We start from the raw sequence: 22965 nt of genomic DNA, 5'->3' as shown, positions 1-22965 counted from the left end.
AGATGAATGGCGTAAAGAAAGTTTTGGGAATTTTTATGATTCTTTTAATGGTCATTTTCCCACAGATGGAATCATTTGCAAAGTTAAGAAATATAGAAAGCAATAATGTATTTCATCAGGATAAGATACCTGTCGGAAAAACAGGTAAAATGATGAGTGTGACATTTTATGTTGAGACGGGTTCAGACTATGCCGATGCGTGGGCGGGTATAGCCTATGATGATGAAGAAGATGAAAACATCGAATTTCCTTTTGAACTTACATCCGAAACTACAGACAGAAAGCATGTAGGAAAAATAAGTAAGGGTAAGAAAAAAAGTATCACTATTTCAGCAAGAGTAAGAAGAGATATTCCGGAAGGTTACTACGGTATTCCGGTTTATCTGGCAGATGACAAAGAAGGTGGAAGAGGAATACAGGAATATATAAATGTTTATATTCAAAAATCAGCCACAACCGACAGCAGTGAATCTGAAGCTGTAAAGGATGTGGAGTTTACTTTGGGTGAAGGACAGTCTACACCTAGGGGCAAGTATCCTGATGTGTTAAACTTCGGTCTCAATCTTGCAAATACGGGTAAGCTTACAGCCTTTGATGTTACGGCTCATATGGTAATGGATAAGGACAGTACGGTTTTTCCGTTTGAAATAAATGATGCCAACTATGACAGACATTTTGATAAGATTGAGAGCGGAGGAGTTACAAGCCTCGATTACAGTTTTGCAATACAAAAAAATACTTATACAGGTTATTATCCGATAAAACTTGAAATTACATATCGTGACTCTACCGAAGGTGAAATAAAAAAGACTGAAGAGCAATTCTTTGTACATATACAAAATAAAGATAAGGATGAAACTACTACTTCTCCGGGAGAATTTAATCCGAATGACAGAACAAAGGCAAGAATAGTAGTTGACAGTTACAGAACAGAGCCGAAGGATGTATATGCCGGAGAAACTTTTGATTTGATTATTGTAATGAAGAATGCTTCTGCAAGTGTAGCCGCCAGCAATATTTTATTCACTTTGGAATCGGAGAAGGCAAATGACAGCGCGGTATTCAGTATGGAGGAGGGATCAAGCTCTCATGCAGTGAATTCTCTACCTGCAAATCAAACTACGGAGCTCAGACTTAAGATGAGTGCAAGGGCTGGTGTGGATCAAAGGTCATATTCCATTACAATAAATGAGCAGTATGATTCACCTGAGTATAAAAATGCAACAGATAAGGTCAGTGTAGATATACCTGTAAGACAGGTAGCAAGGATGAATATCGGAAGCTTTGAAATCAACCCTGACAGTATAAGCGTCGGTGATGATGCGAATATTACATTTCAGATAAATAATACCGGAAAGGTAGTTCTTTATAATCTTATGGCAAAGTTTAACGCGGATTCAATAAAGGAAAATGAAGCCTATATAGGAAATGTAAAGCCCGGTGAGAGCGGAAATGTGGATGTAAATTTGACAGGTAAAGCCGTAACTGCAGATGACGGTAAGATAAACCTTACTATAAGCTATGAAGATGAAAACGGAAATATTACAGAGGAGACAAGAGATTTTATCCTGAATGTAAATGAAGAGGCGGAAACTGATATTGATATAACAGATCAGCCGATGCCTGAAGAAGAAAACAAGGGATTTAATCCTCTACTTGTTATTATCGGAGGAGGTTTATCGTCTGTTATTATAGCAAGTGCTGTTATATTGAAGAAAAGAAAAGCAAAAAAGGAGCAGATGTAAATGAAACTGCTTGATTTACTTAAATTAAGTATTTCAAATCTGAAAAGAAGAAAGCTTAGAACTGTACTTACCGTACTGGGGGTACTTATAGGTACGGCTTCCGTTGTAACTATGCTCTCGCTTGGTATCGGACTTGATGAATTAAATAAAGAGAGCATAGCGCAGTCGGGATCACTAAAAGCTATAGATGTTACTGTTCCGTACAACAGACAAGATGATTCATCAAATAAAAAGACGGAACCTTTGCGTATAAAGGATGATACTATTGAAACATTTTCAAAAATAGAGCATGTTGAGGGAGTATCTCCGGTACTGTCAACTTATGTAATTATAATGCAGGGGCCATATATACAAAACACTCAAATAAACGGAGTAAATGAAGAATATATGGCTGAAATAAAACTTGAGAGCGGTCATATTCCTACAGATAAGAAAAATCTTGAATTTGTATATGGAAATTTTGTTATTAAAGATTTTCAGAATCCTAAAAAGCCGAATGAATCATTTTACGAGACAAATAAGCTTCCGAATGTGGACTACAACAAGCCCATGTTTGTTATCTTTGACACTGAAAGCTATGAGAAGGCAAATGCCGGAGGAGAGAATGCACCGAAGCCGCCAAAGAAGTATATCATAGATACTGCAGGTGTGGTAAAGGGAGGCGCTTTAATGGATGATTATGACAGTTACAATAATTTCAGCTTCGGAATATATTGTAATATAGACGCTCTTAAAGTCATGCTTAAGAAAGTCTATAAAAACAAACCCATTCCGGGTCAACCTACAACAAAAAAAGGCAAGCCTTTAAAGTATATGGTATATGATTCTGCAAAGATATATGTGGATGATATGAAAAATGTTTTGACAGTTCAGAAGCAAATCACAGATATGGGTTTTCAAGCCGAGTCACAGATGGAGTGGATTGAACAAAGTAAAGCCTCTACAAATATGATTCAGATGGTACTTGGAGGTATAGGTGCAGTTTCATTGTTTGTTGCCTCTATAGGTATTGCAAATACTATGATGATGAGTATATATGAAAGAACCAAAGAAATCGGAATTATGAAGGTTTTAGGCTGTGATATGAATCGAATAAGAGATATGTTCCTTATAGAATCAGGTGCTATCGGACTTATCGGAGGCTTGACCGGAGTTATTTTTAGTTTTATTATTTCAATTGTAATCAATGCTCTTGGAGTAGCGGTGGCTGTTTCCGGAGTAGACGGAAATATATCAAGAATACCGCCATGGCTTGTAATATCCGCAATTATTTTTGCAGTTATTATAGGTATGCTGGCAGGCTTTTTCCCCTCTTTAAGAGCAATGAAGTTAAGTCCGCTAACTGCACTTAGAAACGATTAGGAGGTTTTATGTTTGAGTATCTGTCAAAATTAGAGTACCCTGGTAGAGGAATTATACTTGGAAAGTCTGACGACGATAAGAATGCCGTTTTCGCCTACTTTATCATGGGGAGAAGTGTAAATTCAAGAAACAGAATATTTGATGTGCATGGTGATGATATAAGGACAAAGGCTTTTGATGAAAGCCGGCTCAGTGATCCGTCTTTAATTATCTATTCTCCTGTAAGAGTATTCGGAGATAATGTAATAGTAACAAACGGTGATCAAACGGATACGGTTTATGAATATTTAAAGTCCGGTAAAAGCTTTGAAGATGCACTGTATACAAGAACTTTTGAACCTGATGCACCGAATTTTACACCGAGAATATCAGGACTTATTGAACTCAAAGACAGACTTAAACTTAAACTTTCTATATTAAAAAGTGATGAAGGTGATGAAAATCAGACTTTAAGATTTTTCTATGATTATGACAATGTAAAAGCAGGCGAGGGATTTTTAATCCACACCTATAAAGAAAATACGGATCCTCTAAAAAGTTTTGAAGGTGAACCGAAAAAGATACAGATAACCGGAGATATAGATGAATTCAGTGACAAACTTTGGTACTCTCTTGATTCAGAAAATAAAATATCTTTGGCAGTCAGGTATATAAATTTGAAAACCGCTGAATATGTACAGGTTATAAAAAATAAGTTGGAGGGTATGTAATGAAAGAGTTGATTTTAAAGTATGGCTGTAACCCTAATCAAAAACCGGCAAAAATTTTTATGAAAAACGGTGAGGAACTTCCAATAAAAGTACTTAGCGGAAATCCGGGTTATATAAATTTATTGGATGCCTTAAACGGGTGGCAACTGGTTTCAGAACTGAAAAGAGTAAGCTCTTTACCTTGTGCAACAAGTTTTAAACATGTATCACCTGCAGGTGCGGCAATAGGACTTCCGCTTGATGATGTTTTAAAGAAAATATATTGGGTGGAGGATGAAAAACTTTCACCTCTCGCCTGTGCATATGCAAGAGCCAGAGGAGCGGACAGAATGTCATCATTCGGTGATTTTATAGCCCTCAGTGATATTTGTGATAAAGAAACCGCTTTACTTATAAAGAGAGAAGTATCTGACGGCGTTATAGCACCGGGATACAGTGATGAAGCACTTGAAATACTTCAGTCAAAGAAAAACGGAAAATATAATGTTATTCAAATAGATGAAAACTATATTCCTGAGAAATCGGAAAAGAAGCAGGTCTTCGGCATTACATTTGAACAGGGACATAATGATTTGGATATAAACATGAGTCTGCTTGAAAATATTGTGACTGAAAACAAAGATTTGCCTGAGAGTGCAAAACTTGATCTGCTTATATCTTTAATAATTTTAAAGTATACTCAGTCAAATTCCGTTTGCTATGTAAAAGACGGACAGGCGATAGGTATAGGAGCCGGACAGCAGTCAAGAATACATTGTACAAGACTTGCCGGAAATAAGGCGGACAACTGGTTTTTAAGGCAGGCTGAATGTGTGCTTAATCTTCCTTTTAAAGAAGGAATAAAAAGAGCGGACAGAGATAATGCTATTGATGTTTATATAGGAGATAACAGTGTAGAGGAACTTTTAACCTACGGAATGTGGGAGCACATCTTTACACAAAAACCAGGTGAATTTACAAGAGAAGAAAAAAAAGATTGGTTAAAGAATCTAAAGGGTGTAAGCCTTGGTTCGGATGCATTCTTCCCATTCAGTGATAATATTGAAAGGGCCAAAAGAAGCGGTGTGGAATTTATAGCCCAACCCGGTGGTTCTTTAAGAGATGATGCGGTTATAGAATGTTGTAATAAATACAAAATCACCATGGCATTCACAGGTATTAGGCTTTTCCATCATTAAGCATATTATTGAAAAAATTTGTTGATTTAATATATATTTTATTATAAAATTTAAATAATCAATAGGTTTATAACAGTTTTTATTGATATTCCTGATATTATGGAGGGGTTATGGCAATATTAGTTACCGGTGGTGCCGGTTATATCGGAAGTCATACCTGTGTTGAATTGTTGAATGCAGGTTATGAAGTGGTTGTAGTAGACAATTTGGTAAATTCTTCAAAGGAATCACTTAAGAGAGTTGAAGAGATTACCGGAAAGTCTTTACGTTTCTATGAGGTTGATTTGTTGAACCGAAAGACTCTTACAAATGTATTTAAAGAAAATAATATAGATGCAGTTATACATTTTGCAGGATTAAAGGCGGTTGGAGAGTCTGTATATAAGCCGCTTGAGTATTATCACAATAATATTACGGGAACTCTTATTTTATGTGAAGTAATGAGAGAGTTCGGAGTGGAAAAGATAGTATTTTCATCCAGTGCCACAGTATACGGAGATCCGAAAGTAGTTCCTATTACAGAGGATGCACCTCTTGGTGTTATAACAAATCCATATGGAAGAACAAAGGGAATGCTTGAACAAATCCTTACAGATTTACATACTGCAAATGAAAAGTTCTCAGTAATGCTTTTAAGATATTTCAATCCGATAGGAGCACATGAGTCAGGTAGAATCGGTGAAAATCCGAAGGGTATTCCAAACAATCTCTTACCTTATATTACACAGGTTGCTGTAGGCAAACTTGTATGCCTTGGAGTATTCGGAAATGACTACGATACTAAGGACGGTACTTGTGTAAGAGACTACATCCATGTTGTCGATCTTGCAAAGGGACATGTTAAGGCTCTTGAAAAGATGATGAGAGATCCGGGAAAGGTGGATATCTACAATCTTGGAACAGGTATCGGATACAGTGTACTTGATGTAATAAATGCATTTGAGAAAGTAAATGATTTAAAGATCAATTATGTATTCAAAGACAGAAGAGCCGGAGATGTACCTGCATGTTATGCAGATCCTTCACTTGCACTTAAAGAGCTTGGCTGGAAGGCTGAGAAAAATATTGAAGATATGTGCAGAGACTCTTTCAGATGGCAAAAAGCAAATCCGAACGGATTTGAAGAGGAGAACTCTGATATAGTAGTCAGAAAAGACGGTTCAGTTATTAAAAAATAAATATTTTATCTGCCTTACGGAGTTTTCCGTAAGGCGGTTTATAAAGGAGATTATGCTTAGTAAAATACATACAGCAGGTCTTTTAGGTATTAATGCATTTCATGTCTGCTGCGAAACCGATATTGGTGACGGTCTACCGGGAATTATTCTAATAGGTTCTCTATCCGGTGAAGTCAAAGAGGCTGCAGACAGAGTAAAGACCGCAATAAAAAATTCTAAATATTCTTTCTATCCCAGAAAAATCGTTATAAATCTTTCCCCCGCAGAAATTAAAAAAGAAGGTTGTGGCTATGATTTACCTATTGCCATATCAATACTTGAGGCACTTGGAACTGTAAAATCAAATATATTAAACAAATCTCTCTTTGTAGGTGAGCTTTCACTCAGCGGTGAATTACTTCCTATAAGAGGCATACTTCCGATTGTTATGTTTGCAAAAGAAAACGGCTTTGAAAATGTATTCCTTCCATATGATAATCTGGCGGAGGCAAATATAGTTACAGGCATTAAAAATTTCGGAATAAAAAATTTAAAAGATCTTATTGAAATTCTAAACGGTGAAAAAACCTATTCGGAAAATATTCAAATACAAATCCCGGAGACAAAAGAATACAGTGATTTTTCAGATGTAAACGGACAGATATTATTAAAAAGAGCCGTACAGATTGCTGTTGCAGGAAGGCATAACATATTGTTTATAGGACCTGCAGGTACAGGAAAAAGTATGATTGCAAAAAGAATACCGGGAATAATGCCTAATATGAGTGATGAAGAGGCTTTGGAAGTTTCAAAGATATACAGCGTATGCGGACTTCTTAACTCAAACGAGCCCGTATTAAAGATAAGACCTTACAGGGATCCTCATCACAGTGTTTCTCCACAGGCACTCTCAGGAGGCGGCAGGATACCTAAGCCAGGTGAAATTTCCTTGGCACATAAGGGAGTGTTATTTTTAGATGAGCTGGCTGAGTTTAAGACAAATACTATAGAGGTGCTCAGGCAGCCTATGGAAAATAAAACAGTTAGAATTGCAAGAGTAAATGCAAGTATTGAATACCCTGCCGATTTTATGCTGGTGGCCGCTACAAATCCCTGTAAATGCGGATACTATCCTGACAGAAGTAAATGCAGTTGTAATGAGGCGCAAGTAAGAAAATATCTGTCAAGAATATCAAAACCTTTACTTGACAGGATAGATATTACAGTTGAAACTTCTTTGATAAGGTATGAGGAACTTAAGGGTGATTTTAAAAATATCAGCAGTGAGGAAATAAAAAATTATATTGAAAAAGTAAGGCAGATACAGTTAAACAGATATAAAGATTATGGATTTTCTTATAATTCTGAAATTCCGGCAGGTCTTATAAATAAATTTTGTAATTTAAAAAAGAGTGATGATATTTTCCTTTCTGATTTATATGAGATGAAAAAGATGAGTGTAAGGGGACTTCATAAAATATTAAAAGTTGCAAGAACAGTTGCAGATTTTAATGAGCATAAAGAAATTGAGCATGATGATATATGCGAGGCAATATCATATCGCTCTTTAGAAGATAAATATTGGTAAGGAGGAAATATGCAGATAAATAATATTTCGGACAGAGAAGCAATGTTTTTTCTTTCAAGTTTACCTGAACTGGGCTATGCTTCAAAGCGTGCTGTATATGAGAATATAAAGCCTTTGTACAGTATTTTTGAAATGAACTTTGAAAATTTAAAAATGAAAGTAAAACTAAGTGAAAAGCAAATTAAGGCTGTTTTAGGATTAAAAAATAAACTAAATGAACTACATGAAAAATATCTGTCTTTGGATGAAAGAAAAATTAAATTTATACTTCCTTTTGAAGATGACTATCCAAAAAAGCTTTTGGACTTGAGAGATTATCCTTTCGGCATATTTGTAAAAGGTGATATTCCAAGGCAGAAAAAGAGTGTGGCAATAGTGGGCAGTAGAGGTGCAAGTGAATATGGACTTGGAATGGCAAAGTTCATCGCACAGGAATTGGCGGCAAATGATGTGGATATAATAAGCGGTATGGCACTTGGAGTTGACAGCATGGCACATGAAGGTGCTGTTATTTCTAAAGGAAAAACCTATGCAGTACTTGGCACAGGAGTAAATGTATGTTATCCTGACAGCAATTTTACTCTATACAATAAGTTATGTGTTGAAGGCTTTGGAGGTGTTATATCTGAATTTCCTTTGGGGACAAATCCCTTAAAGTTTAATTTTCCTATTAGAAATCGTATTATTTCAGGATTGGCGGATATTACTGTAGTAATTGAAGCGAGATTGAAGTCAGGTTCGCTTATTACAGCCACACATGCCATAGAACAGGGCAGAGAAGTATTTGCACTTCCCGGCAGAATAACGGATTGTATGAGTCTTGGATGTAATAAATTAATCTCTGACGGTGCCGGTATTATAACCTCACCTACGGATATTTTGGAAGCACTTGATCTTAATGTTGATAAAAAAATTCAAGTATATAATGAAAAAAACGCTAATATACTTGCAAAGAATGATAAAAAGGTTTATAGTTGCCTTGATTTAAAACCGAAATATATAGATGACATAATCAAAGAAAGCGCTTTAGATATCTCTCAAGTGCTTAGCTCACTTTTATTACTTGAATTGGAAGGTTTTATCGTACAAGTATCATCAAATTATTATTGTAAGAGATTAAGTTAGTAAGGGGTTAAAATGGCTGGAAGTTTAGTGATAGTGGAGTCGCCTGCAAAGGTAAAGACTATTAAAAAATATTTGGGTTCGGGGTATGAAGTTACGGCTTCAAACGGGCATGTGCGAGATTTGCCGAAATCCACAATGGGTATTGATGTTGAAAATGACTTTGAACCGAAATATATTACCATAAGAGGCAAGGGCGAGTTACTTGCTAAACTGAAAAAAGACGTTAAAAAAGCTGATAAAATATATCTTGCAACTGACCCTGACCGTGAAGGTGAGGCAATCAGTTGGCATCTGTCAAAGGCTTTAAAGCTTGAAGACAGTGAAAAGAAGGTGTATCGTATCAGTTTTAATGAGATTACAAAAAATGCTATAAAAGAGGCTATCAAGCATCCGAGAAATCTGGATATGAATCTTGTGGATGCGCAACAGGCAAGAAGAGTATTGGATAGAATAGTGGGTTATTCTATCAGTCCATTGCTCTGGGCAAAGGTAAAAAGAGGATTGTCTGCAGGTAGAGTGCAGTCTGTAGCTCTTCGAATGATATGTGACAGAGAAGCACAGATAGATGAGTTTATTCCGGAAGAGTATTGGACTCTTGAAGCCGAGCTTTTGACCGAACACTCAAAAAAGACTGTAAATGCTAAATTCTATGGTAAAAAGAGTAAGCTTGCCATAAACAATAAAGCAGAGATGGATAAAATATTAAAGGCATTAAAAGGTGCTTCGTATATAGTTTCGGAGATAAATGAGGGCGAAAGAGTAAAGAAAGCTCCTATTCCGTTTACTACATCCACATTGCAACAGGAAGCCAGTAAAAAGCTGAATTATTCAACACAAAAAACAATGAGGCTTGCGCAGCAATTATATGAAGGTGTGGAAGTAAAAGGTAAGGGAACAATTGCTCTTATTACATATTTGCGTACAGATTCAACCAGAATAGCTGCCGAGGCCGATGCGGCAGCAAGAGAGTTTGTAGATAAAAGCTACGGATCTGAATATGTTTCAAAAAATGTTGTTACAAAGACAAATAATAATAATGTTCAGGATGCACACGAGGCGATTAGACCTACAGATGTTAATCTTACTCCGGCAATGGTTAAAGAATCTTTGCCAAGAGAGCTTTTCAGATTGTATCAGCTGATATGGAAGAGATTTGTTGCCAGCAGAATGGAAAATGCAAAGTATAAGACTACTTCAGTGAAACTTAATGCAGGGGATTACATCTTTACAATGTCAGGCTCAAAAATAGTTTTTGACGGATTTATGAGTGTGTATACTGATGACGATGATGAAGAAAAGGTTAGTCCGGATGCTATTATAGGAAAGCTTAAGGTAGGAGATGAGCTCAAACTTGAAAAACTTTTGGATGTACAGCATTTTACACAACCACCTGCACATTTTACGGAAGCAAGTCTTGTAAAGGCGTTGGAAGAGCAGGGAATAGGGCGTCCGTCAACATATGCACCTACTATCACTACAATTCTTGCAAGACACTATATTGTAAAAGAACAGAAAAATCTCTATGTTACCGAGCTTGGACAGATTGTAAATTCTATGATGGTTAACTATTTCGGAAGTATAGTGGATAAGGAGTTTACAGCAAATCTTGAGCAACTACTGGATTCTGTAGGTGACGGAAGTGTAAACTGGAAGACTGTAGTATCAAACTTTTATCCGGATTTGGAGTCAGCGGTTGAGCAGGCTTCAAAAGAACTTGAAAATGTAAAGATTGCCGATGAAGTTACAGATGTGATATGTGAAAACTGTGGAAGAAATATGGTTATAAAATACGGTCCACACGGAAAGTTTTTAGCATGTCCGGGATTCCCTGAATGTAAGAATACAAAGCCGTATCTTGAAAAGATAGGAGTTAAATGTCCTAAATGTGATGGTGAAGTGGTAATAAGGAAGACTAAGAAGGGCAGAATATACTATGGCTGCAGCAACGCACCTGAATGTGATTTTATGTCATGGAATAAGCCTTCTTCAATCGCCTGTCCAAAATGCGGTTCATATATGGTTGAAAAAGGAAATAAGCTTCTTTGTATGAATGAAGAATGCGGATATTCTGAGAATAAACCCAAAGAAGAATAAAAAGAATAAATAAAAAATCCTGCGAAGCGTGTACTTTCACAGGATTTTTTGTTATTCCTTATCATCCTCTTTTTTATCAAGATTTCGTATTTGTTTTATTATTACCAGATATGCATATATTATTACCGGCATTACAATATCTATAAATAAGAACACAAAAAGTAATCTGATATTATCTGAGAATATTGCAACAAAAACAGTTGAGATTAAACTGAATATAAGTAAAAGTAAGATTATTATCGCAAAAAACTTTTTCATTTTCATATTAATTTTCCTCCAAACTTAAAGTCAGTTCTTCCCACTCATTCATAAGCTTTTCAAGTTTTTCTTCCAAAGCTGTTTTTTCTTTTTGTAATTCCATAAGCTTGCCTACATTTGAGGAAATCTCAGGATTGGCAAATTCTTCATCAATAAGCGAAAGTTTTTCTTCAATCTTTTCTATTTCTTTTTCACATTTGTTCAATGCATTTGAGATTTTTTTCTTTTGAGCCTGTGCAGTCTTATTTTCAATCCACTCCTGCTTGGAATCAGAAATTTCTGCAGGTTTTTCTTCTATATTATTATTTGAAAGATTGGCGGCACCTTCTACAGCCTCTCTTTTTTCAATATAATAATCATAATTTCCTATATAGTTAAGCAATCTGTTGCCGGTAAGGTCAAGAATTCTTGTTGCGGTTTTGTTGATAAAGTATCTGTCATGTGATACATAGCAAATAGTACCGGGGAAACTGTTTAAGGCACTTTCAAGGACATCCTTACTGAGAATATCCAAATGGTTTGTAGGCTCATCCAAAAGAAGGAAATTTGCTTTTGATAACATTAGCTTTACCAAAGACACTCTACCTCTTTCTCCACCGGATAAATCACCGATTTTTTTAAATACATCCTCACCTGTAAAAAGAAATGCCGCAAGTATATTTCTTATTTGAGTATTGCTCATATCAGGGTAAGTATCTGATATTTCATCAAACAAAGTCTTATCCATATGAAGTACCTGATGTTCCTGATCATAGTATGCAATGAAAACATTTGACCCGTAGATTACTTCACCTGCATCCGGAGATAAAAGTCCGTTTATAATTTTTAGTAGAGTAGTCTTTCCGGTACCGTTATCACCTATAATAGCAACTCTTTCTCCTCTTTTGATTTCAAAGTTTATATCTGAAAACAGATGCTTTTCATCAAAGCTCTTTGCCAGATCATGCACTGTAAGTACATCCTTACCGCTTTCTTTTGAAATATCCAATGAGAGTTTCATATTTTCTATATGGGTCACCGGAGCTTCAACTCTATCTATCTTTTCAAGTTGTTTTTGACGGCTCTCGGCTCTTTTTATCGACTTTTCTCTGTTGAATTGCTTAAGCTTTGTAATAACTGCTTCCTGATGTTTTATTTCCTGTTGCTGATTCAAATATTCCTTCACTTTGGCATCTAAAAGCATCTTCTTTTTTGCCGAGAAGTCTGAATAATTTCCGGAATACATCTGAACTTCGGAGTTTTCTATATCTATAACCTTACTTACTATCTTATCAAGAAAATATCTGTCATGTGAAACTATAATAACAGCACCCTTATAGTTTAAGAGATATGATTCAAGCCATTCTATACTGTGAAGATCCAAATGGTTTGTAGGCTCATCAAGTAATATAATATCCGGTTCCTCTAAAAGTAACTTCGCAAGGAAAACTCTTGTTTTTTGACCTCCTGACAATGTATTTATCTTTCTTTCAAAGTCATTTTCATCAAATCCAAGTCCTTTTAAAATACCGATGACTTTACTTTTTGCAGCATACCCGTCCATCAGCTCATAGCTATGTGTCAGTGCTGTATATGAAGAATATAATGCTTCAAGCGCCTCGCCTGAGAGGTGTTGCATCTGTTCCTGCATCTCCAACATTCTTTTTTCCATGTTAAGGATATGTTCTATAACTGTATATAATTCATCTATAATACTTAGAGTAGAATCAACATTATTTATCTGTCTTAGATATCCGAGTTTTGCATCCTTTGCAAGTATAACATTACCGCTGTCGGCATGTTCCTCACCTGTAAGTATTTTTAGCAGTGTGGTTTTTCCGGCACCGTTTACACCTACAATGGCAACTTTTTCATGTTCATTGACTAAAAAATTTGCATCTTTTATTATCTCATTGCTTCCGAAAGACTTTGAGATATTTGTAGCATTTAAAATCAAAATTTGCCTCCTTAGTCATATAATCCACATAAGTATAGCTTAAATACATGCTCAAATGCAAGACAATTCATGATACAAATGAAGCCTTTATATACTCAAAAACTTAATAGAATATATAAAATTCACCATATATATCTGTATTGACATTTATATTAATAGATAATATACTAATTGTAGAATTCTTAACAAAGAGAATTGCTGAGAATAATTTATAAATTAATATTTAGAACGGAATAAATATGGAAGAAAGAAAAATATCCAGAGCGGTCATTTCAAGACTGCCAAGATACTATAGATACTTAGGTGAGCTGTCGGAAGAGGGTGTCGAGAGAATATCCTCAAAAGAACTTAGTGAGAGAATGAAGGTTACAGCTTCTCAAATCAGACAGGATTTAAACAACTTTGGAGGTTTCGGACAGCAGGGATACGGATACAATGTAAGATATCTGTATAATGAGATTGCAAAAATCTTGGGAATAGACCGTCAGCATAATATTATAATAATAGGTGCAGGTCACTTGGGACAGGCTATTGCAAATTATGCTAACTTTGAGAGAAGAGGTTTTTTAATCAAAGGAATGTTTGATGTAGATCCTAATCTTTTCGGAAAAACAATTAGAGGTGCAAGAGTTTATTCGCTTGATAACCTCGAAAAGTTTGTATCTGAAAATGATATACAGATAGCTGCACTTACAATACCAAAGACCAGAGCAATGGAAGTTGCGGACAGACTTATAAAGTCTGGCATAAAGGCAATTTGGAATTTTGCACACACAGATTTGGTTGTACCTGATGATGTGGTGGTTGAGAATGTGCATCTTTCAGAATCTCTTATGAGACTTTCATATAGAGTGAGTAATATTGATGCCGTTCCTTTTGAAGGAAAGTATGATTAGAGGAATCGGCACTGATATAGTCGAAATAGACAGAATATCAAATGCAATTAAAAAGGATTTTTTTTTAAAGAAGGCTTTCAATGATAGTGAGATAGATATGGCCGGATGCAGAAACAAAGACAGCTTTCTTGCCGGAAATTTTGCTACAAAGGAAGCCTTTGTAAAAGCATTGGGAACAGGTTTCAGAGGTGTTGAACTTAAGGACTTGGCTGTACTCAGAGACGAACTTGGAAAGCCTTTTATAAAAATTTGTAATAATTTAAACAGGCATTTACAAGGAATTGATGAGAATAAAATCCATGTGTCCATAAGCAATACCGACTCATTGGCAATTGCAATGGTAGTAATAGAAACAGACTGATAGGTGGAGATGGGGATATGAGAATTCTTGATGAAACTGCATTAAAATACATACCTGAAAGAATTAAGAATGCAAATAAAGGCAGCTATGGACATGTTCTGGTTATTGCCGGAAGTAACGGAATGAGCGGTGCCGCATTTTTGAGTGCAATGGCGGCATATCGTTCAGGAGCAGGTTTGGTTAGAATACTTACAGTAAGTAAAAATCGTACGATTTTGCAAACACTTTTACCTGAAGCAATAATAACAACTTATGATGAGAGAGAAGCATATGAGAATAAGGAATGCTTTATAAATAAGATTAAGTCATGTCTTGACTGGTCAAGCGTAGTGGTACTTGGACCGGGACTTTCTACTGATTATTATGCTAAAATTATTGTAGAATATGTTTTGGCAGAATGTTATGTACCGATGATAATAGATGCTGATGCTTTGAATATTATTGCCGCTGATACTACACTTACAAAGTATTATACTGACAATATCATCATAACACCTCATATAGGAGAGATGTCCAGACTGATAGATGTATCTATAGATGATATATTATCGGATCCGGTAAAGTATGCAGAGGAATATGCAAATAAATACGGTATTACAGTAGTTTTGAAATCTCATCAAAGTGTTATCGCCGCAAAGGAGGATACATTTATAAATGAATCCGGAAGTGCCGCCATGGCAAAGGCCGGAAGCGGAGATGTTCTATGCGGTATAATTGCAGGCATGTTTTGTCTGGGTATAGACGATGATATGGCTGTGGCACTTGGAGTTTTCATACACGGTATGGCCGGCAGTGTTGCCGGTAAAAAATATGGAGAGCACAGTATTTTGGCAAGAGAAATTATAGATAATATAGGTGAAGTGCTGAATAGAAGGAAGAGAAATGGACTCATATAGACGTGCTTATGCGAAAGTTGATCTGGACGCAATAAAGCATAATTTAACAGTTACAAAAAAAGCTTTAAAAGAAAATATGAAACTGGCGGCAATTGTAAAGGCTGACGGTTATGGACATGGAAGTGTTCCGGTATCATTATATATAAAAGATATTGTGGACTTTTTCTGTGTGGCTACACTTGAAGAAGGTGTTAATCTTAGATACCATGGTATTACAAATCCTATTTTGATACTGGCATGCATTCCAAGAAACAGCTACAAAGAATCAATAGTATTTGATATAAGGGAATCGGTTTTTACTCTGGATCAGGCAAAAAAAATAAATGATGAAGCCGGAGAACTTGGGAAAAAGATTTCTATTCATATCGCAATAGATACAGGTATGAACAGAATCGGTTTTAAGCCTACAAAAGAGAGTGCAGACATTATAAAAGAAATAAGTGAAATGGAAAATATCGATATTGAAGGCATTTTCACACATTTTCACAGTGCTGATGAAAGTGATCTTACGTCTGCAAAAGAACAGGAGAGTTTATTCAGACAATTTTTGGATTTACTAAAGAGTATGGGTATTAAACCTGCTATAGTACATGCTTCAAATTCAGCAGCTATAGTAAACGGTATCGGTACAGACTTTGATATGGTGCGCTTGGGAATTACAATGTATGGTGTTGCACCTTCAAATGAAGTGAATTTAACGAACTTCAATTACAAACCTGCATTAAGTATTTATTCCACAATCACATATATTAAAAGAATAAAAGCAGGTGAATCTGTAAGTTACGGCGCCACTTTTAAAGCTGAAAAAGATATGGACATTGCTACAATTTCCTTCGGATATGCAGACGGCTATCCCAGAGATTTGAGTAATAAAGGATATGTATTGATTAATGGTGTAAAATGTAATCTTATCGGCAGAATATGCATGGATCAGACAATAGTAGATGTCAGCGATGTTCCAAATGTTAATATAGGAGATATGGTAGTTATTTTAGGAAAAAGTGCGGGAAACAGTATAACTGTAGACGAGCTCACAAAAGATTCAAACACTTTTTCCTATGAATTTATCTGCGGTATTAATAAAAGAGTACCGAGACTTTACTATTCGAATGGTGAATATGTTGGTAAAAAGGACTATATAAGAGATTTATACACCATGATATAGTCTTTAAAAGTTTTATATATAAGATAAGTAGGAGTTTTTCATGGACGATGCTCATTCGGCATTATTAATTATAATTTGTGTAATTGTATTATTTATTAATTTTTCAATTCATTCGTTTAATTCAGCTATAAATGAGCTGAACAGTTCGGATATTGATGAGGATAAAAACGGGGAAAGACTGAAGTTTCATATAGAAAATATCGGTAAAGTACTTTACTGTATGTATATAATAAATGTTCTTTCCGGAATATTTTTCGGATGGATTTTTGTCAGATCGTTTTCATCCGGTATAAAATCAATATTGTCAAATATTTTACCTTTGTCGGTATCAACAGTTTTTTCTACATTTATTGTGTTATTATTGTTTTGTATATTCTTTGTTGTGTTCGGTATATCAATACCGAACAAACTTGCAAGAAAAGCACCTAAAAAAAGCGTTTATACATTTATGAACATTTCAAGTGTTTTGATTTTACTTTTTTCGCCGGTTATTTATATTGTTGACAGTATTTCATATGTTATTTTGAAAGTGTTAGGACTTGACATAAAGGCACAGCCGGAAACTGTAAGTGAAGAAGATATTGTGAGTATGGTAAATGAAGGACATGAGCAGGGTATCTTTGAAGGTTCTGAAGCTGAAATGATTACAAATATCTTTGAGCTTAATGACAAGCAGGCAAGAGATGTTATGACTCACAGAAAAAATGTTGTATTCATAAACGGTGAAGACAGCTTACAGACTGTAATTGATTTTATGCTTACTTCAGGTATCAATTCCAGGTATCCGGTATATGATGATAATATAGACAGCATAATGGGTATTTTAAATATGAAGGATGCGCTTATATGTGAGAATACGTCAGATTATCAAAATACTTCAATTAAGGATATACCTAATATTTTGAGACCGATTACATTTGTTCCGGAAAATAAAAATCTTGTTACTTTGTTCAAGGATATGCAATCTCAGAAAAATCATATGGTAATTGTAGTGGATGAATATGGACAGACCTCAGGTATAGTTACTATGGAAGATATACTTGAAGAGATTGTAGGAAATATAATGGATGAATACGATGAAGATGAGGAGCTTATAAAAGAGCTTTCTGACGGTTCATTTATAATGAAGGGAATGACTCCGCTGTCTGATATAGAAGATATTTTGAATATAAAATTTGATGAAGAGGAGTTGGAGAATTTTGATACTATAAATGGTCTTATGATATCCAGACTGGACAGGATACCGGAGGATAATGAGAAATTCGATATTATAATGTATGGCCACGAGTTTAAGGCATTACATGTATTAAACAGAATGATCAATACCATTAAAGTAACAAAATCACAAGAGGATGAAGAGCTTAACGAAGAATAAATTGTTTCTACCTTTAAAGATGTTTGAGGACAGGGAATACATCAGAAGAGTATTATATATAGCACTTCCGGTATCGTTCCAAACATTTTTAAAAATGATAGTAAATTTTGTAGACACTGTAATGATAGGAAAGTTGGGGGAGACTGCCATTGCAGGTGTAGGGTTGGCAAATAAATATTTCTTTGTTTTTATATTGTTGATATTCGGAATAGAAAGTGGTACCGGAGTATTGGCATCACAATACTGGGGGAACAATGATATAAAAAACATAAGAAAAGTACTTGGAATAGGACTGTTATTATCAATTACCGGCAGTATTATTTTTTCATCCGTAGCATTTATTATGCCGGATAAATTGATGATGATATTTACAGAATCTGATAATGCGATTACTATAGGTGCCGCTTATCTGGGAGTTGTATGTATTTCATATCCGTTTACTGCGGCAACCGATATATATGTATCTATAATGCGCGCGGTAGGAGAAGTAAAGGTACCGGTTATATCAAGTATTTTTGCAATTATAGTTAATATTATATTGAATTATATTTTGATATTCGGTAAATTCGGCATGCCTGTACTTGGAGTTGTAGGCGCAGCTGTTGCTACAGTAGCGGCAAGAATATTTGAGTTTTTATTGACAATTATACTTATATCAATAAAGAAATCACCTATCATATGTTCCATAGCAAAGTTAAATCCGTTTTCAAGAGAGTTGATATCACAGTTTGGGAAAACGGCATTACCTGTAATAATCAATGAATTTTTCTGGGGAGTAGGAACAACACTTTTTTCTGTAGCATATGGAAGAATGGGAGATGCCGCTATAGCTTCGATAACCATTTCAACTGCATTACAGGATTTGCTCGTAGTATCTTTTCAGGGAATTGCCATAGCAACAGTAATTATACTTGGAAATGAGATGGGTGCTAATAATCTTAAAAAAGCTAAACTATATGGCTCATATTCTTATGTTTTAACTTTTTTAGTAGGAGTTTTTGCATCAATACTTATTATGATACTCAGGATACCTTTTGTATCACTCTATAAGGTATCCGATAATGTAATAGCAAATGTAAAGTTATGCCTTATGGTGTTTGCTTTTTTCTTTCCGTTTAAGGCGATTGCTACTGTAAATATTGTAGGAATACTTAGAAGCGGAGGAGATACATTGGCATGTCTTTTCTTAGATTTATCTGCAGTTTGGCTTATAGGTGTACCCATGGCATTTGTTGGAGGATTATATTTTAAATTTCCAATTTATACAGTTTATGCAATGGTACTTTCATCTGAAGTTTATAAAACATTGGTAGGATACATCAGATACAAACAGGGGAAATGGCTTAAAAACCTTGCCATAGAATTGACAGCAAATTAATTTCAGTATAAAATAGTTTTTTGGATTAGTAAATAAAGGAGATATTATGTCAGGACATTCAAAATTTGCAAATATTAAACATAAAAAAGAGAAAAACGATGCGGCGAAGGGTAAAATCTTTACTGTAATCGGAAGAGAGATAGCAGTAGCGGTAAAAGAGGGTGGACCGGATCCAAACAATAACTCAAGACTTAGAGATGTTATTGCAAAGGCAAAGGCAAACAATGTACCAAATGATACAATTGAAAGAGGTATTAAAAAAGCTGCCGGTGATGTAAACTCTGTAAACTATGAGCAAAACACTTATGAGGGATATGGTCCTAACGGTGTTGCAATTATTGTTGAGACATTGACAGATAATAAAAACAGAACTGCAGCCAATGTAAGAGCCGCTTTTACAAAGGGTGGCGGAAATATCGGAACACCGGGCTGTGTATCATTTATGTTCGATAAAAGAGGACAGATCCTTATAGATAAGGAAGAATGTGATATGGATGCGGATGAGCTTATGATGGCCGCACTTGACCTTGGTGCGGAGGATTTCAATGACGAGGAAGACAGCTACGAAATCCTTACAGACCCTGAGAATTTCTCAGCAGTCAGAGAAGGACTTGAAAAGCTTGGTATACCAATGGCTGATGCCGAAGTTACCATGATTCCTCAAAACTGGGTTACACTTTCAGATGAAGAAGATATTAAGAAGATGAACCGTATCTTGGATCTTCTGGATGCAGAAGATGATGTACAAAATGTATATCATAGCTGGGATGAGTAATATGACATTACCAAAGGATCCGGTGATGTTATTATCACTTATAAATACAAAGCTTAGAGATTATAATTCATCATTGGATGATTTTTGTAAAGAGTATAATTTGGATAAAGAGTATATTACAGAAAAGCTTTCAATGATTGATTATCATTACAATGAAGAAAGAAATCAATTTATATAATTCTATTTGTTAATATTTTATATTGCTTATATTATAATTATAAAGTAGTATTTAAATAGTTAGTAATTGCTAATTGTTTAAATACTATTTTTATTTGAAGGAGGATAAGAATGATAGTTTGTCAGGTGAAAGAAATCTTAAAAAAGTATAGTATATTTATTGTTGCCATACTTAATTTGTTAATGTTTATTATAACTTGTATAGTATTTTATTGGTCCGGATATATGCGTGATCAATATAATATAATGAACGATGGAGAATACATTGAGACTTTTTATTTAATTTGTATTGTTATAAGTGAGATATTTGTATTTTCTTTAATATATTTTTTAAGACAATATAAATTGGGAATATATAAAGTATTTTATTTATTGTATATAGTTTTACTTATATTGTTTGTATCTAAAACTGTAAATTGCATTATATACTATAACAATTATATAGTAGGTAAGTACATATAAATAACTATTCGCAAAACTCAAGTTTAACGAATAGTTAATACAATAAAATATAGAGAGTTAAATACCTGTAACTCTCTATATTACTTTAATGATTTAGAGCCTATAACTCTCTATTATCATCAAATATATGCTATTACATACTATTTTGCCAATTGCAATAAAACTGCATTTATTATAGCTGCACATACATTGCTTCCGCCCTTATTACCGTCACATATTATTGCAGGTATATTACTTTGTTTTACAAGTTCCTTGGCTTCTATTACATTTACAAAGCCTACAGGCGCTGCAATTATAAAATCAGGCTTATATTTATCTAACAGTTCATTGATTCTTATAAGGGCTGTCGGTGCATTTCCTACAGCAAACACTATAGGAATTTTTTTTCCTGTTAAAGCTTCCTTTTCTTTATGCATCTGATATGCCAGATCTATTGCCGCATTTGCTCTTGTTGTTTCATTTTTCTTTGCAAACTCAATGGTTTTTTCATCAGCTATAAGGCATAATGGCTCAATACCGAATTTTCCGGTCAATATACGCTTATTTATACCGCTAAGTGCCATATTCGTATCTGTAAATATCATTGCATCAGATTGTATACAATCCTTTAATGTCTGCAATGCATTATTTTGAAAAATAACATTATATTGATAATCAAAATCCGCTGTGGTATGTATTGTTCTTTTTACAACCAAAAGTTCGTCTTCTGTATAGAATTTTAATCTGTTTTCATCCATTTTTGAAGTTAGGATCTCAAAACTTTTCTTTTCTATATCTTCAGGTTTTATTTCTAACATAAAACTCCTTTTCACTGTTTATTTTTCAGATTTAACAAGTATATCCATTATCGCATCTATATCTAAGGATTCCTCGATCAAATCTGCAAGTAAATCATATTGTGACTCTTTGTAGGTGTTAAAATCATTGATTTTAGTATCAGATGTAACTTTTTTGGAATTCTTCTTGGATAATCCTCTGATAATTGCATCTACAAAATTGTCATTTTCAAATATACCATGTATATAGGTACCCATTATATTCTTATTTACAAAACCGCCGTTATCGGTGATATCTGACTTTGTAAAAGGTATTTCATTGTGCGATATTGTACTTCCCATATGTATTTCATATCCGATTATACCTGAATCGTACAAAGTATCTATAAAATCCGGATAATTTATTATTTCGGTCTCGGTTTGCCTTGTGGTCTTATTTTTAGAAAATACAGTGCTGAAGTGTAAAAGTTTCAAACCTATTTCACTTCCGCCTTCTTCCACACCATATTTATCTATAAGATCATTTCCAAGCATTTGAAATCCGCCACAAATTCCAATCAGATTCTTCATTTCAAGATTATCGTGATTAAATCCCATACTCTTCAACCATCTAAGATCGTATAAGGTATTTTTTGTACCCGGAATTATGATAAGGTCTGCATCTTCCATCTCCTTTGGAGAGGTAATATATTTCATTACAATTTCTTTTCTTCTGCTAAGAGGATTAAAATCTGTAAAATTTGAAATATGAGGCAGTTTAATAACAGCAATATTTATCTTATTCGTATCAAATATTACATTTTCGGTATCCAGTCTTTCAGATAGAGAATCCTCATCATCTATATCTATTTTTCTCATCGGAATAACACCTAAAACAGGTATATTTGCATCTATCTTTTTAAAATGTTCGTCAAGCATTTCAAATCCCGGCGTAAGCAGATTCTTATCACCTCTGAACTTATTAATCACTATACCTTTTATCCTGTTTTTAGCATCATCATCCATCAAAGCTACTGTACCGTAAATAGAGGCAAATACACCACCTCTGTCTATATCAGCTACCAACAGCACGGGAGAATTTACAAGCTTTGCAAGTCCCATATTTACTATATCATTTTCGTTCAGATTTATCTCGGCAGGTGAACCTGCACCTTCAATAACTATGATATCATATTCTTCACAAAGCTTATTATATGCTTCGAGAATATATGGTATAAATGCACGTTTATTCTTATAATAATCCGAAGCGCTCATATTGGAATGCACCTTACCGTTTAATATAACCTGACTTCCTGTATTTGATGTGGGCTTTAAAAGAATCGGATTCATTTCCACTGTAGGACTGATTCCTGCCGCTTCGGCCTGCATTACCTGGGCCCTTCCCATTTCCATTCCTTCTTTTGTTATATAGGAATTCAGAGCCATATTTTGTGATTTAAAAGGTGCTACTTTAAATCCTTTTCTTTTTAATACTCTGCAAAGTCCGGCGACCAAGAAACTTTTACCGGAGTTTGACATAGTACCTTGAACCATTATAACTTTTGCCATATA

General features: G+C 34.7%; 20 protein-coding genes. 16 read left to right on the top strand and 4 right to left on the bottom strand.

What is annotated here, in order from left to right; all coding sequences use genetic code 11:
* Positions 1 to 2: 2 nt before the first annotated feature.
* The 8 genes from EHV10_RS05600 (at position 3) to topA (ending at position 10959) form a co-directional block, all read left to right on the top strand.
* A complete protein-coding gene (locus EHV10_RS05600) occupies positions 3 to 1745 on the top strand; it encodes a COG1361 S-layer family protein (protein ID WP_128673813.1) in 1743 nt (580 codons plus the stop codon).
* A complete protein-coding gene (locus EHV10_RS05595) occupies positions 1746 to 3107 on the top strand; it encodes an ABC transporter permease (RefSeq protein WP_128673812.1) in 1362 nt (453 codons plus the stop codon).
* 8 nt (positions 3108 to 3115) lie between these two features.
* Complete coding sequence (locus tag EHV10_RS05590) at positions 3116 to 3817, top strand: IMP cyclohydrolase (protein WP_128673811.1); 702 nt, start codon at positions 3116 to 3118, stop codon at positions 3815 to 3817.
* The gene (locus tag EHV10_RS05585) at positions 3817 to 4995 is read left to right on the top strand and encodes a phosphoribosylaminoimidazolecarboxamide formyltransferase (RefSeq protein WP_128673810.1); all 1179 of its coding nucleotides are present in this window, start codon (positions 3817 to 3819) and stop codon (positions 4993 to 4995) included. The genes EHV10_RS05590 and EHV10_RS05585 overlap by 1 nt, the downstream gene beginning before the upstream one ends.
* Before the next feature lie 110 nt (positions 4996 to 5105).
* Positions 5106 to 6173: a UDP-glucose 4-epimerase GalE gene (gene galE, locus EHV10_RS05580; RefSeq protein ID WP_128673809.1), complete on the top strand. Its 1068-nt coding sequence runs from the start codon at positions 5106 to 5108 to the stop codon at positions 6171 to 6173.
* Positions 6174 to 6225: 52 nt separating this feature from the next.
* Positions 6226 to 7740, top strand: a complete 1515-nt coding sequence (locus EHV10_RS05575) for a YifB family Mg chelatase-like AAA ATPase (RefSeq protein ID WP_128673808.1) — start codon at positions 6226 to 6228, stop codon at positions 7738 to 7740.
* A gap of 9 nt (positions 7741 to 7749) precedes the next feature.
* Positions 7750 to 8865: a DNA-processing protein DprA gene (gene dprA, locus EHV10_RS05570; RefSeq protein ID WP_128673807.1), complete on the top strand. Its 1116-nt coding sequence runs from the start codon at positions 7750 to 7752 to the stop codon at positions 8863 to 8865.
* Between the two features lie 12 nt (positions 8866 to 8877).
* Positions 8878 to 10959, top strand: coding sequence for a type I DNA topoisomerase (topA, locus tag EHV10_RS05565; protein ID WP_128673806.1), 2082 nt, complete (start codon positions 8878 to 8880; stop codon positions 10957 to 10959).
* Positions 10960 to 11010: 51 nt separating this feature from the next.
* On the opposite strand, the gene EHV10_RS05560 is transcribed toward topA, so the two are convergent.
* A complete protein-coding gene (locus EHV10_RS05560; RefSeq protein ID WP_207667128.1) occupies positions 11011 to 11223 on the bottom strand; it encodes a cell division protein DIVIC in 213 nt (70 codons plus the stop codon).
* Position 11224: 1 nt separating this feature from the next.
* Positions 11225 to 13153: a ribosomal protection-like ABC-F family protein gene (gene abc-f / locus EHV10_RS05555; protein ID WP_128673805.1), complete on the bottom strand. Its 1929-nt coding sequence runs from the start codon at positions 13151 to 13153 to the stop codon at positions 11225 to 11227.
* Between the two features lie 239 nt (positions 13154 to 13392).
* On the opposite strand from abc-f, the gene EHV10_RS05550 reads away from it, so the two are divergent.
* Genes EHV10_RS05550 through EHV10_RS05515 form a run of 8 tightly spaced genes read left to right on the top strand, consistent with a single transcriptional unit; the run spans position 13393 to position 20177 of the window.
* Positions 13393 to 14049: a redox-sensing transcriptional repressor Rex gene (locus tag EHV10_RS05550; RefSeq protein WP_128673804.1), complete on the top strand. Its 657-nt coding sequence runs from the start codon at positions 13393 to 13395 to the stop codon at positions 14047 to 14049.
* Positions 14042 to 14410 (top strand): holo-ACP synthase, encoded by a 369-nt coding sequence (gene acpS, locus EHV10_RS05545; protein ID WP_128673803.1) that lies wholly within the window; start codon positions 14042 to 14044, stop codon positions 14408 to 14410. The genes EHV10_RS05550 and acpS overlap by 8 nt, the downstream gene beginning before the upstream one ends.
* Before the next feature lie 17 nt (positions 14411 to 14427).
* Positions 14428 to 15306 (top strand): NAD(P)H-hydrate dehydratase, encoded by an 879-nt coding sequence (locus tag EHV10_RS05540; RefSeq protein ID WP_128673802.1) that lies wholly within the window; start codon positions 14428 to 14430, stop codon positions 15304 to 15306.
* On the top strand, positions 15293 to 16471 hold the full coding sequence (alr, locus tag EHV10_RS05535; RefSeq protein WP_128673801.1) for an alanine racemase: 1179 nt from the start codon (positions 15293 to 15295) through the stop codon (positions 16469 to 16471). The genes EHV10_RS05540 and alr overlap by 14 nt, the downstream gene beginning before the upstream one ends.
* A 40-nt stretch (positions 16472 to 16511) precedes the next feature.
* On the top strand, positions 16512 to 17846 hold the full coding sequence (locus tag EHV10_RS05530; RefSeq protein ID WP_128673800.1) for a hemolysin family protein: 1335 nt from the start codon (positions 16512 to 16514) through the stop codon (positions 17844 to 17846).
* A gap of 19 nt (positions 17847 to 17865) precedes the next feature.
* Positions 17866 to 19224, top strand: a complete 1359-nt coding sequence (locus EHV10_RS05525; RefSeq protein ID WP_128674006.1) for an MATE family efflux transporter — start codon at positions 17866 to 17868, stop codon at positions 19222 to 19224.
* 46 nt (positions 19225 to 19270) lie between these two features.
* Complete coding sequence (locus tag EHV10_RS05520; RefSeq protein WP_128673799.1) at positions 19271 to 19999, top strand: YebC/PmpR family DNA-binding transcriptional regulator; 729 nt, start codon at positions 19271 to 19273, stop codon at positions 19997 to 19999.
* A gap of 1 nt (position 20000) precedes the next feature.
* A complete protein-coding gene (locus EHV10_RS05515; RefSeq protein WP_128673798.1) occupies positions 20001 to 20177 on the top strand; it encodes a DUF4250 domain-containing protein in 177 nt (58 codons plus the stop codon).
* Between the two features lie 601 nt (positions 20178 to 20778).
* Here EHV10_RS05515 and EHV10_RS05505 read toward each other — a convergent pair.
* The gene (locus EHV10_RS05505) at positions 20779 to 21435 is read right to left on the bottom strand and encodes a precorrin-8X methylmutase (RefSeq protein ID WP_128673796.1); all 657 of its coding nucleotides are present in this window, start codon (positions 21433 to 21435) and stop codon (positions 20779 to 20781) included.
* 18 nt (positions 21436 to 21453) lie between these two features.
* Entirely contained in the window at positions 21454 to 22962 is a 1509-nt protein-coding gene (locus EHV10_RS05500) for a cobyric acid synthase (protein ID WP_128673795.1), read from the bottom strand.
* Between the last annotated feature and the right edge of the window lie 3 nt (positions 22963 to 22965).

It is taken from the genome of Lachnoanaerobaculum gingivalis, assembly GCF_003862475.1.
Taxonomy (GTDB): Bacteria; Bacillota; Clostridia; order Lachnospirales; family Lachnospiraceae; genus Lachnoanaerobaculum; species Lachnoanaerobaculum gingivalis.
The sequence above is the reverse complement of the archived record's forward strand: the minus strand, read 5'-3'. Positions and strand labels throughout refer to the sequence as shown.